Origin of the sequence: Psychrobacter sp. Ps3 (assembly GCF_022129275.1) — a bacterium.
In the GTDB taxonomy this organism is placed as follows: domain Bacteria; phylum Pseudomonadota; class Gammaproteobacteria; order Pseudomonadales; family Moraxellaceae; genus Psychrobacter; species Psychrobacter submarinus.
Genome location: NZ_JADQAL010000005.1, coordinates 75683 through 94675 on the forward strand (window position 1 = coordinate 75683; position 18993 = coordinate 94675).

Annotated in this window: 17 protein-coding genes; 6 read left to right on the forward strand and 11 right to left on the reverse strand. The window is 45.0% G+C overall.

Annotated features, from left to right (window positions below):
* Positions 1 to 118: 118 nt before the first annotated feature.
* From I3248_RS02915 to yghU, 3 genes are all read right to left on the reverse strand, one after another.
* Complete coding sequence (locus I3248_RS02915; RefSeq protein ID WP_238062487.1) at positions 119 to 1771, reverse strand: DEAD/DEAH box helicase; 1653 nt, start codon at positions 1769 to 1771, stop codon at positions 119 to 121.
* A gap of 615 nt (positions 1772 to 2386) precedes the next feature.
* Positions 2387 to 3550 carry a DUF1176 domain-containing protein gene (locus tag I3248_RS02920; RefSeq protein ID WP_238062488.1) on the reverse strand — a complete coding sequence of 388 codons (1164 nt, stop codon included), beginning with the start codon at positions 3548 to 3550 and terminating at the stop codon, positions 2387 to 2389.
* Between the two features lie 339 nt (positions 3551 to 3889).
* Complete coding sequence (yghU, locus tag I3248_RS02925; protein WP_025645187.1) at positions 3890 to 4720, reverse strand: glutathione-dependent disulfide-bond oxidoreductase; 831 nt, start codon at positions 4718 to 4720, stop codon at positions 3890 to 3892.
* Positions 4721 to 5187: 467 nt separating this feature from the next.
* Between yghU and I3248_RS02930 the strand changes: the two genes are divergently transcribed.
* Entirely contained in the window at positions 5188 to 6564 is a 1377-nt protein-coding gene (locus I3248_RS02930) for a DHA2 family efflux MFS transporter permease subunit (protein WP_238062489.1), read from the forward strand.
* Between the two features lie 315 nt (positions 6565 to 6879).
* Here the strand turns inward: I3248_RS02930 and bfr (I3248_RS02935) are convergent, their stop codons facing one another.
* The 3 genes from bfr (I3248_RS02935) to I3248_RS02945 all read right to left on the reverse strand — a co-directional run bounded on the left by bfr (I3248_RS02935) (position 6880) and on the right by I3248_RS02945 (position 8485).
* Positions 6880 to 7362, reverse strand: a complete 483-nt coding sequence (bfr, locus tag I3248_RS02935) for a bacterioferritin (protein WP_025645194.1) — start codon at positions 7360 to 7362, stop codon at positions 6880 to 6882.
* Between the two features lie 67 nt (positions 7363 to 7429).
* Positions 7430 to 7924, reverse strand: coding sequence for a bacterioferritin (gene bfr, locus I3248_RS02940; RefSeq protein ID WP_201602709.1), 495 nt, complete (start codon positions 7922 to 7924; stop codon positions 7430 to 7432).
* Between the two features lie 369 nt (positions 7925 to 8293).
* A complete protein-coding gene (locus I3248_RS02945; protein ID WP_238062490.1) occupies positions 8294 to 8485 on the reverse strand; it encodes a (2Fe-2S)-binding protein in 192 nt (63 codons plus the stop codon).
* Between the two features lie 587 nt (positions 8486 to 9072).
* Here I3248_RS02945 and I3248_RS02950 point away from each other — a divergent pair.
* Entirely contained in the window at positions 9073 to 9417 is a 345-nt protein-coding gene (locus tag I3248_RS02950) for a metalloregulator ArsR/SmtB family transcription factor (RefSeq protein WP_238062491.1), read from the forward strand.
* 125 nt (positions 9418 to 9542) lie between these two features.
* Here I3248_RS02950 and cysA read toward each other — a convergent pair whose 3' ends face one another.
* From cysA to I3248_RS02970, 4 genes are all read right to left on the reverse strand, one after another.
* Complete coding sequence (gene cysA, locus I3248_RS02955; protein WP_238062492.1) at positions 9543 to 10265, reverse strand: sulfate ABC transporter ATP-binding protein; 723 nt, start codon at positions 10263 to 10265, stop codon at positions 9543 to 9545.
* Between the two features lie 47 nt (positions 10266 to 10312).
* Positions 10313 to 11242, reverse strand: a complete 930-nt coding sequence (cysW, locus tag I3248_RS02960) for a sulfate ABC transporter permease subunit CysW (protein WP_201609859.1) — start codon at positions 11240 to 11242, stop codon at positions 10313 to 10315.
* A gap of 1 nt (position 11243) precedes the next feature.
* The gene (cysT, locus tag I3248_RS02965; protein ID WP_238062493.1) at positions 11244 to 12134 is read right to left on the reverse strand and encodes a sulfate ABC transporter permease subunit CysT; all 891 of its coding nucleotides are present in this window, start codon (positions 12132 to 12134) and stop codon (positions 11244 to 11246) included.
* Positions 12135 to 12371: 237 nt separating this feature from the next.
* Positions 12372 to 13481, reverse strand: coding sequence for a sulfate ABC transporter substrate-binding protein (locus I3248_RS02970; RefSeq protein ID WP_238062494.1), 1110 nt, complete (start codon positions 13479 to 13481; stop codon positions 12372 to 12374).
* A 291-nt stretch (positions 13482 to 13772) separates the two neighbouring features.
* On the opposite strand from I3248_RS02970, the gene I3248_RS02975 reads away from it, so the two are divergent.
* Entirely contained in the window at positions 13773 to 14309 is a 537-nt protein-coding gene (locus tag I3248_RS02975; RefSeq protein ID WP_238062495.1) for a hypothetical protein, read from the forward strand.
* A gap of 100 nt (positions 14310 to 14409) precedes the next feature.
* On the opposite strand, the gene sat is transcribed toward I3248_RS02975, so the two are convergent.
* Complete coding sequence (gene sat, locus I3248_RS02980; protein ID WP_238062496.1) at positions 14410 to 15678, reverse strand: sulfate adenylyltransferase; 1269 nt, start codon at positions 15676 to 15678, stop codon at positions 14410 to 14412.
* Between the two features lie 258 nt (positions 15679 to 15936).
* Between sat and I3248_RS02985 the strand changes: the two genes are divergently transcribed.
* Genes I3248_RS02985 through I3248_RS02995 form a run of 3 tightly spaced genes read left to right on the forward strand, consistent with a single transcriptional unit; the run spans position 15937 to position 18916 of the window.
* Complete coding sequence (locus I3248_RS02985) at positions 15937 to 17628, forward strand: nitrite/sulfite reductase (protein ID WP_238062497.1); 1692 nt, start codon at positions 15937 to 15939, stop codon at positions 17626 to 17628.
* Positions 17621 to 18223 carry a DUF934 domain-containing protein gene (locus tag I3248_RS02990; protein ID WP_238062498.1) on the forward strand — a complete coding sequence of 201 codons (603 nt, stop codon included), beginning with the start codon at positions 17621 to 17623 and terminating at the stop codon, positions 18221 to 18223. Before I3248_RS02985 ends, I3248_RS02990 begins: the two co-directional genes overlap by 8 nt.
* Positions 18224 to 18277: 54 nt before the next feature.
* Complete coding sequence (locus I3248_RS02995; RefSeq protein WP_238062499.1) at positions 18278 to 18916, forward strand: phosphoadenosine phosphosulfate reductase family protein; 639 nt, start codon at positions 18278 to 18280, stop codon at positions 18914 to 18916.
* The last annotated feature ends 77 nt before the right edge of the window (positions 18917 to 18993 follow it).

Sequence of the window (18993 nt, forward strand, 5' to 3'; positions counted from 1 at the left end):
CCCTATTTTTATTGACCTACAAAAAAGCCAGATACTAGCTATTCACTAGATATCTGGCTTTTTACACTATTCGTAAACCTCAATAGAGGTTTAGCTCAACAGACCAAATGATGGTTTGTTACGAGTTGCCACCACGGTTGCCGCGATTGCCACTTGGACGACCATTACCGCTTGCGCGATTGGCTGGACGGCCTTGGCTACCGCTTGGGCGACCACGTCCGGTTGCTGCGCGATCACCACGCGGGGCACTCGTGCCATCGCCGCGATTAGGGCCACTGCGCTTGCCTTGATAAGGCTTGCCGCCGAAACGGTCTTTTGGCTTACCAGATGAGTCACGTGACTTGCCTGCGCCTTGGCCTTGATAACCGCTGTCGTTGCTAGCGCGTTGACCACCGCCATTAGACTTACCAGCATAGCCACCTGAACGTCCGCGTCCTTGACCACCACCATTTGAGCGACCACGCCCGCGGCCGCGGCCTTTAGGTTTATTCGCACTTGGTACGTAGGTTTTCTTCGGCTCAAGCCCTTCAATAACTTCTACTTCCATCTTACGATCAAGATAGCGATTAATAGCTGCTAGCTGTGGACGATCATCCATGCTACATAAGCTGATTGCAACACCGGTACGACCAGCACGGCCACAACGGCCAATACGGTGGACATAGTCTTCTGTCTGACGCGGTAGATCGTAATTGATGACATGCGAGATTGCAGGTACGTCGAGACCACGAGCAGCGACGTCAGTTGCGACTAGTATTTTGCATTTGCCATTACGCAAATCTTGTACGATACGGTTACGCTTGCTTTGCGGCAGATCGCCGTGTAAGAAGCTGGCTTTGTGACCATCTTCTTTAAGCTGGCTGGCAAGCTTTTCAGTACTACGCTTGGTTGCCGCAAAGATAATGATCTGGTCCATCTCTGGCTGACAAACGACTTTGTCTAAGATTTTATTCTTATGGTTAAAATCGTCACAGTAATAGACTTTTTCATCGATATGAGCCGATTCTACTTTAATAGACACGCGCTCTGGGTTTTTCGTGAAGCTTGCAGCGATCTTACCAACTGGGCCATCCCAAGTGGCTGAACACATCACCGTCTGACGGTCGGTTGGTGCCGCTTTTAGGATATCGTTGATATCATCAGCAAAACCCATATCAAGCATACGGTCGGCTTCATCTAGCACGAGCACTTCTAAGTGTGATAAATCAACACGGCCTGCTTTAATATGATCGAGCAGACGACCTGGGGTTGCGACAATCACTTGTACGCCTTTTTTAAGCGCGCGAATCTGACCGTTATACGGCGCGCCGCCGACTAGCGGTACACAAAATAGACCGCGCATATCGTGCGAATACGTACGCACGCTATCATGAACCTGCTGAGCAAGCTCGCGCGTAGGCGTTAGGATAAGGGCTTTAGTGTGTTTGTCAAAGCTTGTGGCACGGCTTAAGCGATCTAGCAGTGGAATAACGAAAGCTGCTGTTTTACCACTACCAGTCTGCGCTGATAGTAATAAGTCACGACCTTGTAGAGCAAAAGGAATAGCCTGCGCTTGGATAGGTGTCGGGTTTGTATAGCCACTGCGATCAAGCGAGGTTAAGATAGGCTTGGCAATGTTAAGATCAGCAAAGGTGATTTGGTTTTCTTCAGTAGTCTCAGACGCGTCAGTAGTAGCGGCTTGAGCTTGTTCTGCTGCTGTGTTGGTTGTTTGAGTGTCGTTGTTTTCGATGATGCCGTTTTGGGCGGCGATAGTAGATAAGATGTCAGTCATGAGTATCCTTGGTAGTTGAGCCGCTGCAAATTCAGCGTGCTTGATGCCTACCACTGATAACCGTTCATCAAACAGCCTATTTACCAAGCAAAATGGTAAAGTATCTGCATGATGTCTGACGTATTTTGGTGGTAGTGCCGAGTGTCTTATCTTCGTTTGTTACTCTAACTTCATCATTACTTTGTCCAAAGTAGATAAAGGCAAGTAACACCCAATTTAAGCCAATCTATAGGCTAGTAGATAAGATATGAGTCAAAAATAGCGCTATCAATAAAAGCTATTTAAGTACACAAAATCATCGGCAACAATTACTCATAGCCATCCTAGGCTCAAAATCGCAGGCGATGTTATCAATCTCATAATACACGTAGTCGAAGCTAACGTGGCGACGTAGTATATCACAGCTTATTTATTATCCCTATCTATTTTTTTATGTTCATAACCATAGTGCATTCACCAGTAATACTAAGGGTTAGCAAACAAAATGCTAAGCGCTAGAGGCCAAGTCGGTACTAATCAGTAATAAGTAACAGTACTAAGCAGTAGCAGTACTGATTATAAGTGCTAAGCTGAATATGGATGATAAGCGCTCATAGTATAAAAATACTACCAAGCTTAACGTTTAACATCCGAGACATAAGTTGGCAAATCCCAAGCGCCGCCAGACTCTACCATACGGCAAAGACCTGTGGTGCTCTCGTAGCTTTTCTCAAAACGACGACCCGTCCAGACCCAGTCTGTCTTTTCTAAGCAATCTCCAAGGCTGCGGCCTTTTTGGATAGCGCTTATTTTGCCACTGTCATAGCTAGTAGCACTATTAGTGACCAATTTTGGGTTATAAGGCGCGCTGTCATTCATCACCCACATACCATGGCCAACATTATAAGCATCGACCCAGCATTTATGCTGAGCGAGTAGCTGATTGCCATTTAGGCGCTTCACATGCCAGCCGGAATCATCGCTTAAGCTTGGACAATCGCGCTTTGCATCTGCTAGGGTATTTTTCATCATAGCTGTAAGGTCTGAGGCGTCTATTCTAAAGCTCTTTTTTTTGGCCATTCTTGTTGTTGGTGGCACTAAGCGTAATTGCGGGGCAGGTCTGGCAGCTAACACTTGACTGTCAGACTTACCCCCTTTCTTCACTAACGCCCCACTCGTTCCAACTCGCCCTTGCGCTTCATCTGCCTTTAGCATGACTGCCATTGCACCATCACCGGACAGCTCCCAGCGTGTATTACGAAGCACAAATTCGATCTTGCTCTCTTTGGTCAGGGCCTCTAGCAGGGCGCTCACTTGCCCAGGGGTTAAGACGGCGTCATTAGTAGTGCTAGAGTATGGCTGCGCCTCACCATAGTCTTTACCATCTATAATAAGCGAGATACGGTGACGGTTACCTAGTTGCAGCAAGGATTTGGCTGAGCCCTCTTTAGCCCCGCCAAGCTTTACTCTGCCATCAACCTTTGCCGCCTCGCCAGCGCGGCGAACCAATAACACAGAGACTGGCATCTTAATGTTATTCTGACTTTGATATCCTGCTAGCCGGCAGGTTCGAGTATTGTCACAAGCGACTTGCCAATCTTCTGAGTCAAGCGCTACCGGCGTGGCCGTATTACCCATAGTGCTAGCAGCCATAGCACTAATGGCGAATAAGCCTAATGACAAATACTTTTTGAGGTACTCCTTGGGAGTATAAGACGCAATAGCCAGAGCTACGCTCGTAGGATGAACGCGCCGCTGCTTATTATCTAGGCAATTTTTTTTATTATTAGTATATTTCATAAGGGATACTCTTAAACTTATAAGACATCAGTGCAAATTTTTAACATGGGCAAGCTACTATCTTAAACGCTTAATGTTACCGTTTGTTATTCCAATATATCATTGTGTAATAGATAAAAGGGATATAAATTCTATTAAATCGTCCTAAAATCATTATTTAATCTCTATAACCACTCATTACCGTAGGCTATTGATGCCTAACGATGGCTAGTCTTGCTCACTCCTTGTGTGTTTGTTCTGGCTTATTGGCTAAGCCCATAAAAAAGCCGATAACTTAAGCTATCGGCTCTTTATTTTAATAAATGGTTTAATTTTAAGGCTTTATCGCAGATTAGATGGTTAGGAATGAATAGATTGTAGCGGAAGATCAACCGCTCTTTTTACTGCTGGGCGCTGCGCTATGGTTCTAGCCCAGCGCTGCAAATGCTGATAGCTATCAACCTGTAAAAATTCAGCCGAGCCTTCATAGAGATCGCCGAGCACAAGTTGGCCGTACCAAGCCCAAATAATCATATCAGCAATATTGTAACTTTGTTCACCATTACCGCACATATAATCACGGTCTTGTAAGTGAATATCTAACACATCAAGCTGACGTTTGGTCTCCATTGTAAAGCGATTAATCGGATATTCCATCGGTTCAGGGGCATACGCATAAAAATGACCGAAGCCGCCGCCTACATACGGTGCGCTGCCCATCTGCCACATCACCCAGGACAGACACTCAGTCCGCGCTCGGCCCTGCTCTAGTGGTACAAACTTACCGAACTTCTCTGCCAAATATAGTAAAATCGCGCCTGACTCAAAGATATGAATAGGCTCATCATCTTCTACTGCTGAATAATCTACTAAGGCTGGAATTTTAGAATTGGGATTAATATCGACAAAGCCTGAGCCGAATTGATCATTTTCAGAGATATCGATCTTATAGGCGTCATATTCTGCGCCTTTTACCCCAAGCTCGCGCAGCTCCTCTAGTAAGATATTGACCTTGACACCATTTGGCGTGTTCAATGAGTAGAGTTGTAGCGGCGCATCCCCTACTGGTAATGTTTGCTCGTGGCGCGCGCCTGCAGTGGGACGATTGGTGTTGGCAAACTTACCGCCGTTTTCTTTATCATTCGTCCAAACTTTTGCTGGTTTGTAGGGGTTATCATTATTATCACTCATAAGGGTTATCCTGTTTTATTATAAACTTTGCTTCATAAAATTATAGTCAATCAATATTAAAAGTGGTACAAGGCAGACGAGTGCAAGTACTACAGTAGTAGGCTAAACGAGTCTAACGCTGTAACACTTTAATAGTGGTTCGACTATATCAAAGCTGCTACCAGCTTTAAATTTTAACATTCATTTCAGTTTTGAGAGTTCACTATAGCGGATAGCTCTCTAGTTAGAAAAGAGCTCTAATGTAGCGATTATTAAGCAAGTTATGTCATTTAACCTGATGAATATCCGTACGTATCGTTATCAGCGTGACTGTAACTACACTTTGAGACTGAGCTTTGGCCGCTAACCGTTACTTTACCCTTCTTTAACTACTGCCTGATTGTCCCTATACTACGCGCAAACCTCAAACTATAATTTAATACTTCATAAATTTAACACTTTATAAAGTAAGCGATGGTGATGTCTACATGGTAACGCTAACCCCAGCGCAAGATAAATTCCTACCTTATGTGTTAGCCGTAGCGCTGTTTATGCAGATCCTTGATGCGACGATTCTTAACACGTCGCTGCCGCAGATGGCTGAGGCTCTAGGAGAGTCGCCACTCAAAATGCAGTGGGCGGTGATCAGTTATGCGCTAACCTTAGCGATCTTTATTCCGATTAGTGGTTTTTTGGCGGATAAGTACGGCACGCGTAAGGTATTTTTATCCGCTATTATTATCTTCTCTGTCGGGTCGCTGATGTGCGCCGCTTCGCCGACGCTCGATATTTTGATTGGCTCGCGTGTGATACAAGGGATTGGCGGGGCGATGATGACGCCAGTTGCACGGCTGATCTTAGTCAAGTCTTATCCGCGCAATAAGCTTTTAACGGTGATGAACTTTGCGGTGATTCCGGCGCTGATTGCCCCATTAGTAGGCCCAGTGCTCGGCGGCTATATCGTACAATACTTCAGTTGGCATTGGATATTTTTAATCAATATTCCTATGGGTATCCTAGGCTACGTTATGGGCAAAAAACTGGTGCCTGACTTGTTTGAAGATGCCAAGCATTTAGATTGGGCAGGCTTTGCTTTATTTGCCGCCGCGGCTTGCGGCTTTACCTTAGCCGTTGAGTTTGGCTCACAAACTGGTCGCGGCTTATATGGACTGATACTCGCGCTGATTGCTTCAATATTGATAGGCGCTTATGTTTGGCATGCTAAGCGCCGGCAAGCACCGCTATTTCCCTTGAGTTTGTTTCGTATTCGCACCTTTCGAATCGGCATTGTTGGTAATTTATTTACTCGCTTAGGAATTAGTGCGGTGCCTTTTTTGTTGCCGCTGCTGCTGCAAGTGGTGTTTAAATACTCACCTTCTCAGGCGGGATGGTTGCTTGCGCCTATAGCCATTGGCGCTATGGGTATCAAGCCTTGGGTCAGTAAAATCATCCAGCGCTACAGCTACCGTAAGGTATTAGTGGTGAACACGATTTTATTGGGTATTTTGATTATTATTCTAGCGCAGTTCAACGATCCGTCTTATTGGATATGGTATATCCCTATTTTGATCATTATGGGTGCTTGTAACTCCATGCAGTTTAGCGCTATGAACACTCTTACGATAGGTGACTTGGAAGGCACACAGACCAGTAGCGGCAATAGTTTAATGGCGGTTAATCAGCAGCTTGCGATCGGTTTTGGGATTGCCTTTGGCGCGGCGGTACTCAACTTATTGCGTGAGCGCATGGATCTCGATATGCTGATGGCATTTCAGACGACTTACTGGGTACTTGGCATCTTGACTATTTTATCAGGGCTGCATTTTTTACGCCTTAAGCCTAATGATGGCGACGGCTTGTATTAGGGCGTGTCCCTAATTCAAGCGTTTATGACTAAATGGGCTAAAAATTGCTAAATCTTTGGCAAACGGTGTCAAATAGCTGGTCAATATCTTGATATTACCTGCGCTATTTTCCTTGTTTGCCTGCGATTTATCTCATTTTTATCACCATTTTTAAAATAGGGACACGCCCTAGTTGTCTAAAGATATAAACTCAAAAAAACCAGCTTAAGCTCACAAGGCTTAGGCTGGTTTTTTTATTAACCGTATTACAAGAGCTTCTAGGAATAAACTTCAATTATAGTTATTAAAGAACTATAGTTAGTAAAGCTTGCATACTTATGGCGTATGATCGTCATTAATCTGCGATTGAATATAGTTATGCACGCCGACATCGCGGATAAGATCTTGCTGGGTGTCTAGCCAATCGTCGTACTCTTCATTACCGTCTTTTAGCTCGACAAGTAGCTTACGTGAGACATAGTCTTTGTGCTGCTCACACAGGGTAATCGCATCGGTGATGATGTCGAACTTTTGGCGCTCTAAGCGTAGATTGCACTCAATCATCTCAGGCACGTCTTCTGCGATAAACATCTTGCCGTAGTCCTGCAAGTTTGGCAGACCCCCTAATAGCAAAATGCGCGCAATCAGATCATCCGACCATTTCATCTCATAGATAGACTGTTTGTACTGATTTTCATTTAAAGCCTCAAGACCCCAATGACGCGCAATACGCGCATGCAAAAAATACTGATTAATCGCTATTAGCGACTGTCCAAGTACCTTGTTTAGGGCTCTAATTACTTCTTTATCGCCTCTCATCTCTCTCTCCTAAGCATCTAAAAAACGTAAGCATTTACATAACTGATATTAGCCTATCACCCGACTGCTAGCCTTGGGTTAATTCTGGCGGTACTTCTGCTATCTGGCTTTGTAGATAATTAGGCAAAGTCACCATATCAATCAGGCGAAGCTGCTGCTCTAACCAATGCGCATGATCTTCTTCGGTGTCTTGCAGCTGCTCCACCAAGATATCACGAGTGACGTAATCGTGCTCCTCTTCGCATAAGGCAATGCCGTCTTTTAGGTGCTGCTGCACTTTATATTCAAGATCAAGATCAAACTGTAGCATCTCAGGTACAGTGCTGCCGATACGGATCTCATTCACCGTCATTTTAGGCGTACCGCTGAGCATTAAGATACGGCGAATAATCGCTTGCGCATGCAGGGTTTCATCCTCCATCTCATGGTGGATACGATCATAAAGCTTGCCATAATGCCATTCAGCATACATCTCAGAATGAATAAAATACTGATCCCGCGCCGCCAGCTCACCGCCTAATAAAAAGTTTAAATAATCGATAACTTTTTGGCTGCCTTTCATAATCGCTACTCCTTTGTTTATTCGCTTTTATCATTATTAGCGCTGTCAATAACACCGCAAGCTAAAACGTAATGAATCAACTGTTGAGTCTAACATAAAGACAGCGCGGGGCTTGTAATATTAAGAACTAAGAATAAGATGCTAACTGATAATTGTTATCAGACTAAATTATTATGAGCATAAGCCGCCGCTACTTTTAGTGCGCTCTTACGTTTCAGCCTTACTTTTGATTGAGGCTTTATGCACCTAGCTGCACACATTAAAAAGCCGCCCTGCTGTGATAAGCAATGGACGGCTGACTCATATCTGACTAGCTATTTATAGGTTGTTTATGGACAAGAGCGCGAATCAAGTCGGCGATACCTAGCGCTATACGGCATACGCTAATACATCAAGTTTGGCGTGATGCTCATCAAGATAGTCATTGACCATAGGCTCACAGCAGCCGCAGCAAGTAGCGACATCAAGGGTGTCTTTTAGGTCATCAAGCGTATCAATACCTGAAGCTATGGCGGCTTGAATTTGTTTTTCTTTGACGTCGTTACAGATGCAAACGTACATATAACTACCCCTACTTTAAGCTCTTAATGCTATTGGTATGCCAATCACTATAAACTGGCTTAAAACCATTATAATGATAATTATTAGCATTTACAATAACTTTTATAACCATCACTTTTCTCTTGCTAATGTTGCTGTGGTTAGGATAACGGATCGCCTCTATAACAATAATCAGCAATGAAACTCATAAAAGACGATAACTAAAGAAATTTGTAGCTCTACTTAGCAATATTTACTTAATCGCATATAAATTCGTTACTTAATTTGGTAGAATAAGCAGTATGAAGTGTAGCAAATTGCCGATGAACGGTTATTTTTATAGATTGACACTCAAATACCATGAAAGCTAGAATATCGTCGCTATTACAAATAGTGATTAATATTATTTTTAGTATATAAGTTATGTCAGTACTATAAACGAATGTCATAATTTATTTCTGAGCTATCATTTATGAGTATTTACTGATTTAATACCCTGTATTTGTCGATATCCTATTGTTTCTTTTTAGACGGGTTTATTCACCCATCATTGACTTTTTTGTGAACAGATTTGTGAGCAGATAAGCTATCATCCAAGAGACCTTTATATGTCTAACCCCAATAATGCTATACAGCCCATTGAGCTGTTCAAAGTCTTGTCAGACCCTACGCGCTTGAAGTTGTTCCAGATTTTATACAAAAAAGAAGCGCGCTGCGTAGGCGAATTAGTCGATATGCTAGATCAGCCGCAGCCGACGATATCGCGGCATCTAAACCATCTCAAAAAGCTAGGTATCCTTAGCTGTGTGCGTGATGGGACGTGGATGTGGTATAAAGTGTCGAATGACATGCCTGACTGGTGTGCCACTATCCTTGAGACCACTTATCAGACACTAAAAGAACAAAACGCACCTATAAAAGAGTTAAGTACCGCTCAAAGTGCTGATGCGTAACTGCGCTGATAGTTTATTTATCAGGTAGAGCCACGTAATATAAGAGCTTATGTCATCTTATAAAAAAGCAAAAAAAGACCTATAGCTAATAATGAGCTATAGGTCTTTTTTTATAGACCATAACACTATGCCAAGTCTAAAAAGTCTCTGACAAAGCTATTGGCGGGCTGGTTAAGAAGCTGCTCTGAGGTGCCAACTTGCTCGACACGGCCATGATTCATCACCACAATCTCATCAGATATTGCCCGCGCCTCTTCTTGATCATGGGTTACCATAATACTAGTAATCCCTAGTTCATGGTGAATGTCTTTTAGCCATGTCCGCAGCTCTTTACGCACTTTGGCATCAAGCGCCCCAAATGGCTCATCTAATAGCAGTAGTTTTGGCTTGACCGCTAAGGCTCTTGCTAGTGCAATACGCTGACGCTGCCCGCCTGAGAGCTGATGCGGATAAGCATTGGCAAGCTGTGGTAATTGTACGAGCTCTAATAGCTCTGCTACCCGCTTTTTAATATCGGTTTTACTAGGCCTTTCAGACTTAGGTAGTAATGTTAGGCCAAAGGCAATGTTATCGGCGATGTTTTTATGACGAAACAGCGCATAATGCTGAAACATAAAGCCGATATGGCGTTTTTGTACCGGAACATTAGTCACGTCCAAATCATCGAATAGTATCTGACCAGAGTCTGCATATTCTAAGCCGGCAATAATGCGTAATAACGTGGTTTTACCGCAGCCTGAGGGGCCAAGCAGTGTCGTCAATTTACCTGTAGGTACGGTGATATTGATATTATTCAAAGCGGTGAAATCACCAAAGGTTTTATTAACATCTCTAATTTCAATACTCATACGTGTATCTCTTATTTGCTTATAATATAAATGGCTTACGCTATTTGTTATTCAGGCTTATGCCGTGTAGGTGTGTCATTGGCGCTGACAGGTAGCTCAGGAGCAGCAACCAGACGCGCAGACTTAGCGAATTTGCGCTCTTGCATCTTCGTCATCACCTGTTGTAGCAATAACGTCACTAGTGCTAGCGCTGCCAATATACTAGATAAAGCAAAGGCGGCGGTAAAGTTATACTCGTTATAAGCAATCTCGACCAGTAGCGGCATAGTGTTGGTTTCGCCTCTTATGTGTCCAGATACCACACTCACCGCGCCAAACTCGCCCATGGCTCGCGCATTAGTCAAAATCAGACCATACAGCAGCGCCCATTTAATATTAGGCATAGTAATATGCCAAAATGTCTGCCAACCGCTAGCTCCTAATGTTAGTGCCGCTTGCTCCTCCGAGTCGCCTTGGGTCTGCATCAAAGGTATTAGCTCGCGCGCAACAAAGGGAAAAGTGACAAATAACGTTGCCAGCACAATACCCGGTACTGCAAAGATAACCTGAAAGCCAAGACTCTCAAGCCAGCCGCCAACAGGAGAGTTCAGACCAAACAGCAAGATAAACATCAGACCTGCAACCACAGGCGACACCGAAAACGGCAGATCAAGCAAGGTGGTCACTAGCTGCTTACCTTTGAACTGATAACGCGTCACCAACCACGCAATAGCGATACCCATCACCATATTGATCGGTAAGACGATAGCGGCAGTTAGTAGCGTCAGCTTAATCGCTTGTAGGGCCTCATCCTCCACAAGCGAGGCGATGTATAGATCCCAGCCGCCCTTTAGCGCTTCATAGAACACCGCAAGCAAGGGTATAACCAGCATCAAAATCATAAATAATACGGCGATACCGATAAATAAGCGTCTGATCCACGGCGCGTCTTTGGTGGCAGGATTGCTTTGATAATCATAACTATTGGCGATTTGCATCTTAGCGTGCTCCTACGCGGCGCGACAGCTTCCACTGTACGATGTTGATACTGAGCAAAATAACAAACGAGATCATCAGCATAAATAAAGCGACAGCCGATGCCCCTTGAATATCAAATTGCTCAAGCTTACTGATGATAATGATGGGCAAAATCTCAGACTGCATTGGGATATTACCGGCGATAAAAATAACCGAACCGTACTCGCCGGTTGCGCGAGCAAACATCATGCCCACGCCCATAAATAACGCTGGTAGTAGCTCAGGCAAGATAACCTTACCAAATGTCGTTAATCGATTAGCGCCCAATACCGCTGAGGCCTCTTCAAATTCAACCGATAGCTCGGCAAGTACCGGCTGTACAGCGCGCACGATAAAGGGGAAACTAACGACGACTAAAGCCAGCCAAATACCTATCGGTGTAAACGCCACTTGAATATCAAATTTGGCAAACCACTGCCCTATCAGACCATTAGGCGCATAAAGCGTGGCAAGCGAGATACCGGTTACCGCCGTTGGTAAGGCAAATGGTAGATCAACTAAGGCATTGATTAAAGATTTGCCCCAAAACTCGTAGCGCACCAGCACCCAAGCGACAAGCGTACCAAACACCATATTGGTCAGCATCGCAAGAAACGACACCCACAAGCTTAGCTTTATAGCAGCAGTCACTTGCGGCTGTGAGATGGTCTCCCAAAACCCGCTCCAGCCCATCTGCGTCGTTGTATATGCCATCATCGCAAACGGCAACACCACCAGCAAGGACAAGCTAAAAACGGTAATACCCATGCTAAGCCCGAAACCCGGTAACACATTACGCTGGCGCATACGGGTCAGCCAGCTTTTTTTTGCAGGTTTGGGCGAGGGGCTGACCGGAGGTGTCGTGGCGCTCATAGTGATATCCTAATTATTACGTCGCTGTCTGTATTGTTATCAGCACTTATTGATGATTATGAGTGCTTTGTCTTTTAGTGCTCTTGAATTTGTGGTGAGCATCTAGGCAGCTTACGGTATAAAGGACATAGCGCAGGTGGCCATGTCCTTACTTATTTATGATGAACATTTTGGATTTGTCTGTCTGTTAAGACAGCTCATAAAGACAATAATAATGGCTAGTCGTTATGGTAAGCGCTACTGCGGAGCATTCACTGCCAGCTGATCAAAGACACCGTTATCACTAAAGAAGTTACCCATAATCTCATCCCAAGAGCCAAAAGTATCATTTGGACGGAAAGTCTCAACCGGTGGTAATTTGTCGCCGTTTTTCTCAAGGACGCTTTGCACACTTGGGCGCAGGTATAGATCAGCCGCTAGCTGCTGAGCCGGCTCGCTCCATAAGTAATCTAGATACGCTTTGGCGGCGTCTGTCGTGCCTTTTTTATCAGTAACGGTAGTAACGACAGCGACAGGGCTCTCTGATTTAATAGAATAATCAGGGTACACGATATCGACTAGTCCTTGTCCAAACTTAGTCGCAGCTAGGTTCGCTTCATTCTCAAAGGTCACAAGCACATCACCGATACCACGCTGTACGAAGGTTGTGGTTGCCGCGCGTCCGCCATTCTCGTAGACTTTGACGTTTTTGAGCATGTCTCTGACGTAGTTTTGCGCGTCATTTTCGTTATTATCAAAAGCGTGTAAGCCATAACCATAAGCGCCCAAGAAGGCATAACGACCGTTACCCGTCACCTTTGGATTGGCCATGACAATCTCAATACCGTCGTTGGTCAAATCTTCCCAATCGTTGATGTTTTTAGGGTTATCTTTACGCACTAAAAAGACGATCGTACTGGTAAAAGGTACCGCGTTATCTGGGAACTGCTGCTCCCAATCGTTCGCGACCAAGCCCTCTTTTTGTAATAGCTCAATATCTGAGCCTTGATTCATCGTCGCGACATCCGCTTGTAGACCATTTGCGACAGACAATGCTTGCTTACTTGAGCCACCGTGCGACTGCTTGATATTGATAGTAGCGTTAGGGTTTTCGGCTTGGTAATGCTCAACGAACATCGGGTTGTAATCTTTATAAAAATCACGCGCTACATCATATGAGACATTTAACAGCTCAATGTTTTGCGCCTCCCCGCTTGCCGCAGAGTCGGCGCTGGTTGCCGTGTCTGCGGTCTCATTATTACTACAGCCTGCTAGGCCAAGCGTGACTGCTACGCCTGCGATACTGAGGGCGCTTAGTGTTTTGTTTTTAAATAAGTGGGTTTTATTTACAGAGTAGCTTTTGGTCATAAGTGCCTCGACTCGAATAGATCATTGATAAATGTTCAATAAAAAAAGGGAATAGGTCTTGCCCTGCGGCTGAATAATCATGCAAGTATGCTAACAGCGTCTGCATATTATCTTTAATGATGAATATGTGTATGTTTCTGCCAAAATGGAATATATGAGTATGAAAATATCAAAAAAGCTAATTAAAGGAATATCTTGGCATTAGCCACGTTATTAGCTATGCTGCTTTAATCTAACGGTTATTACCTTTATCTTCTTATTTACTAACTTTCTAAGTATTAAGGCTTATATATGATCTTGCGCGCCTCTCAAAAACCTTATCCCTCACTCGCTATGTTAACTGCAATATTCATCAGTAGCGCATCGCTAGTAGGCTGCAATAACACCTCATCCGCTACTAGCACTAGTACTATGGCAACAGCTAGCTTAGCAACTGTAGCCGCCGTATCTCCTGCCGTACAAGCGGTAGTCGGTGATTATGTGTCAGATAGCTATAGTCAGCGTCATCAAGGCTATGATTGGATTGCCGTGAAGGTGCAAGCAGATGAGAATGATCAGAATAGCGTTCATATAACAGTGCGCTCTCGTGATGATATAAAAAAGCCAACTTGCACCTTTGATGGCCAAGCAAAACTCATGGGTCAAGATCAAGCACACGGGATTATCTTTGAGACCACAGCTAATGACAGTAAAGTATTTTTACAATTTCAAAGTGATCAGCTGACGATAGATAGCGATGATAAGTACGCGCTTAATTATTATTGCTCTGGTGGCGGCTCAATCGTTGGCGATTATCAAAAGCTAGCAGGAGAAGTCGAATTGAATTAACGCTCAAGCGTTATAATGGTTTGGTTAGGTTTTAATGATAAAAAAGGTGTCAAACTCATGGTCTGACACCTTTTTTATGCTTGAATATTTTAAAACTATCTTAAACTGCAGAAGCGCCAGTCAGCTTAACCTCAGCGCGTTCTTCTTTAGCAATACCGGCATAGTATTCACGCAAGATCTCAAGCACCTCAGGGCGGCTAAAGTTATCAGGTACCTCAAGATCCTCTGATAGCGCTTTACGCAGTTTGGTGCCGGATACTTTGACGTGCTCGCTTGCATCGTGCGGGCAAGTCTTATCAGAGGCCATCGCTTGACACGCATTACACCAAAAGGTCCAGCCAATTTTAAGCGGCTGAGTGATCAAATCGTCTTTTCCAACATAATCAAAGATAGTTTGTGCGTCAAACGCACCGTAGTAATCACCAACACCGGCATGATCACGGCCAACGATGAGATGGCTACAGCCGTAGTTTTGACGGAATACGGCATGTAATAATGCTTCACGAGGGCCTGCATAACGCATATCTAGCGGATAGCCCGCTTGAATCACGGTATCGGCTCTGAAGTAATTATCTATCAGTGTCTTAATGGCCTCTTGACGTACTTCAGCGGGAATATCACCTGGCTTTAGCGCCCCAAGCAAGGAGTGAATGAGTACGCCATCGCAAATCTCAATAGCAATCTTCGCCAAATACTCATGCGAACGGTGCATCGGGTTACGCGTCTGAAAAGCAGCAACCGTTTTCCAGCCTTTATTACTCAATATCTCACGGGTCTCACTTGGGGTTTTGTAAATCTCCGGATATAGCTCAGGAAATTCGCCTTCACTAAGCACCTCGACGCGGCCTGCGACATTGACCTCGCCTTGATTGAGCACTTGTTGCACGCCTGGATGCTCAGGATCAGTGGTAGTAAAGACTTGCTGGCACTCGTGATCTTTATCGATATCGTAAGTCTCTTCGACAGTGATAATACCCATCACCTCGCCGTCTTCGCTTACAAGCGCAACTTTATCGCCTTGATTAAGAGTGTCGGTTAATGCTTTAGGCGCAGATAAGGTAATCGGAATCGGCCAAAACAGACCAGCATTATCACCTGACTTTAGGCGCATCTCATCGACCACCCCTTGCCAGTCCGCCTGATTCATAAAGCCATTTAGTGGTGTAAAACCGCCAATACCTAGCATAATTAAATCACCGCGCTCGCGTGAGCTTAAGGTAATGGTCGGCAGGGTGCTGGCAAGCTTCAGCGCCTCTTCGCGCGCGCTATCTTTTAATAGCAGCGGCTTTAGAGTCTCGCTACCATGCGGCGGTACTAGCTTGGACTGTGATTGATCATCTGATGTTGATTGGGCAGGAATAGAAGTCATAGTGTTTTATACCCTTAGGTTGTGAGCAATTAATGGATGACGCCTAGGCTACCCAATTTTGGTTATGAAAATTTATGCTGACTTTGGATATGGATATAACTTATAGGAATTTATATTTATCCGCGCACAGTTATATGATGTCAGCCTATATTGCTTTAAGCCCATTTTTGAACAGCTCAGTGTCGAAGCACACCCTAGATTAGCGCCGAAGCACGCTCTAGAATTATTACACACGCAAATCACTATTGAGATTACGTCATGTATAAATATAACTACGCCGATCAAACGCTGGTAGAAGAACGCGTCGCGCAGTTCCGCGATCAGACCGAACGCTTTTTGGCAGGCGAGCTGCCAGAGGATCAGTATCTACCGCTACGACTGCAAAACGGTCTCTACATTCAGCGCTATGCGCCGATGCTACGGATTGCTATCCCTTATGGCCTACTTGCCAGCTATCAGCTGCGTAAACTTGCCGAGATTACCCGTAAATACGATAAAGGCTACGGGCACTTTACCACGCGTACCAATATTCAGCTCAACTGGCCAAAATTAGAAGAGGTTCCTGATATCTTAGCGGAGCTGGCCTCCGTGCAGATGCACGCCATCCAAACCTCTGGCAACTGTATTCGTAATACCACCACTGACCCTTATGCTGGTATTCATCAGGCTGAGATCGCCGATCCGCGTCCTTACTGTGAGATTATTCGTCAGTGGTCAACCTTTCATCCCGAATTTGCTTTTTTGCCGCGTAAATTTAAGATTGCGGTTATCGGTACAGAGACCGATCGCGCAGCCACGCAAGTCCACGATGTTGGCCTTCATGTTAAGAAAAATGACGCCGGCGAGCTTGGCTTTGAGGTGCTAGTGGGCGGCGGTCTTGGTCGTATCCCTGTACTGGGTAAAGTCATTAATGAGTTTCTGCCGCGCCAACATCTGCTCAGCTATTTAGATGCTATTTTACGGGTCTATAACTTGCATGGTCGCCGTGACAAAGGTAGCAAGTATAGATCTCGCATCAAAATCTTGGTCGATACTTTAGGCGGGCGCGAGTTTGCTAAGCTCGTTGATGCCGAGTGGGAGGCGAATACCAAAGATGGTCCGCTCACCTTAACTGATGACAATTTTGCGACGGCTACCAGTTATTTTAGCGTACCTGATTACAAGACATTTGATGGGCTACAAGTGCAGTCTGAGCTGCAGCAGCAGCTTGCGGATAATAAAGACTTTGCCAATTGGTATCAGCAAAACACCGTCGCGCATAAAATTGCAGGTTACCGCGCGGTGGTCATCTCCTTAAAAGCAGGACTGGTTGACGGTAAATACGTGCCTTCAGGCGACGTTACCGACTCACAAATGGATGCGCTAGCCGATCTTGCAGATGAGTACAGTTTTGGCGAGCTGCGTGGTACCTATCAGCAGAACCTGGTTTTTGCTGATGTGGAAGCCAATAAGCTATACGAGCTGTGGCAGCAATTATCAGATCTGCACTTAGCGCGTCCTAATATTAATACCTTAACCGACATGATCGTCTGTCCCGGTTGGGATTACTGCTCGCTCGCTAATGCCACGACGCATAACATCGCCGAGCAAATCGAGAAGCAGTTTAGCGATCTGGACTACTTGTATGACTTGGGTGATATTCGACTCAATATGTCGGGCTGTATCAATGCCTGTGCGCATCATCATACTGGCGATATCGGCATTCTCGGCGTCGATAAAAAGGGCGAGAACTGGTATCAGATCAGCCTTGGCGGTAACTCAAGTAACGACGCCAAACTTGGCAAAATACTTGGCCGCTCTGTCCCAACCGAAGCGGTGGCGGATACCATTCAACAGATCGTTGATGTCTATGTCGATCTACGCGCAACTACGGATAACGATGTCGAAAGCTTTGGCGAATTGGTAGAGCGCGTCGGTATTGATCCGTTTAAGGAGAAGGTCTATGGCTAATCATCATATCTTAGATAGTCAAGGCGGTGATATTAGCGCGCAAGATAACTGGCTGGCACTAAGCACTGATACTCTACCCGGCGGTATTGCTTTGAGTGAGATCACTTTGCTTGAGCTGCTACACCGTCAAGAAAAGCCTGAGGTTATCGTGCCGCTAGCCGATCTGCTGAATACTGAAGGCGCGCTTGCAGGCGGGCTGATGAACGAGGTGTATGAGCTTATCGTTCAGCACAGCAGTCATCTTGGCGTGTGGATTACTGCCGATACTGATGCCGATGTCCTAAGCAAACTTAGCGAGCTGTTATTGAAGCAAACGCTGATTGTCATTCATGTGCCCAAGTTTGCTGATGGTCGCGCCTTTAGCTTTGTACAAACCTTACGTCAATTGGGCTACAAAAAAGAGATTCGAGTCGCAGGCGAGTTTGGCCGTGACCAAATCGCTTATCTTTTGCGCGTCGGCGTCGATAGCTTTGTACTGAGCGAACATGATGTACATCCGGACTCCAAGTTTCATATCGAACAGGCCTTTACCGCGCTTGCAAGTAGTTATGGGGGCCGTGATGCCTCCGCACTACCTATGTTTGCAGGCACTTAGTTTTTACTTTTCTATTTAACAATTACATTAATTTTCTAATTTAAGGACATAACCATGAGCCAACTACATCCAAGCCTAGACATCGACCAAGCTAATAAAGACTTGCAAGGCAAATCGCCTGAAGAGATCGTTGAGTGGGCGCTATCGCAAGCCAAAAACCCTATTATCACCACTAACTTTCGCCCTTATGAGTCTGCCATTTTGCACTTAGTCGCTTCACTGCGCCCTGACATCACCGTATTATGGGTAGATTCAGGCTACAACACCGATGCCACTTATCGTTTCGCTAATAAAGTGATCAACGACTTAGACCTAAACGTCATTACTTATATTCCTAAGCAGACGGCGGCCCACCGTGACGTCACTCTGGGTGGTATCCCAGGCGTCAATGACGAGCTACACGACAAATTTACTGAGCAAGTCAAACTTGAGCCGTTTCGCCGCGCCCTTGATGAGCTAAAGCCTGACGTTTGGTTCAACGCTATCCGAAAAGATCAAACCGAATTCCGCCAAGGTCTCGATGTTCTAAGCCTCTCAAAAGACGGTGTGCTAAAAGTTGCGCCGCTGTTTGAAAAAACCGATAGTGATTTAGATAAGTACTTAGATGAGCACAACTTGCCTAACGAGTTTGATTATTTTGATCCGACTAAGGTTGAAGAGCACCGCGAGTGCGGACTACACACCCAGCTGTAGGTTTTAGTACTCATCTATAATTTGTAAAAATCAAAAAGCCCTCTCAAGGTGAGAGGGCTTTTTGATTGTATCTATTT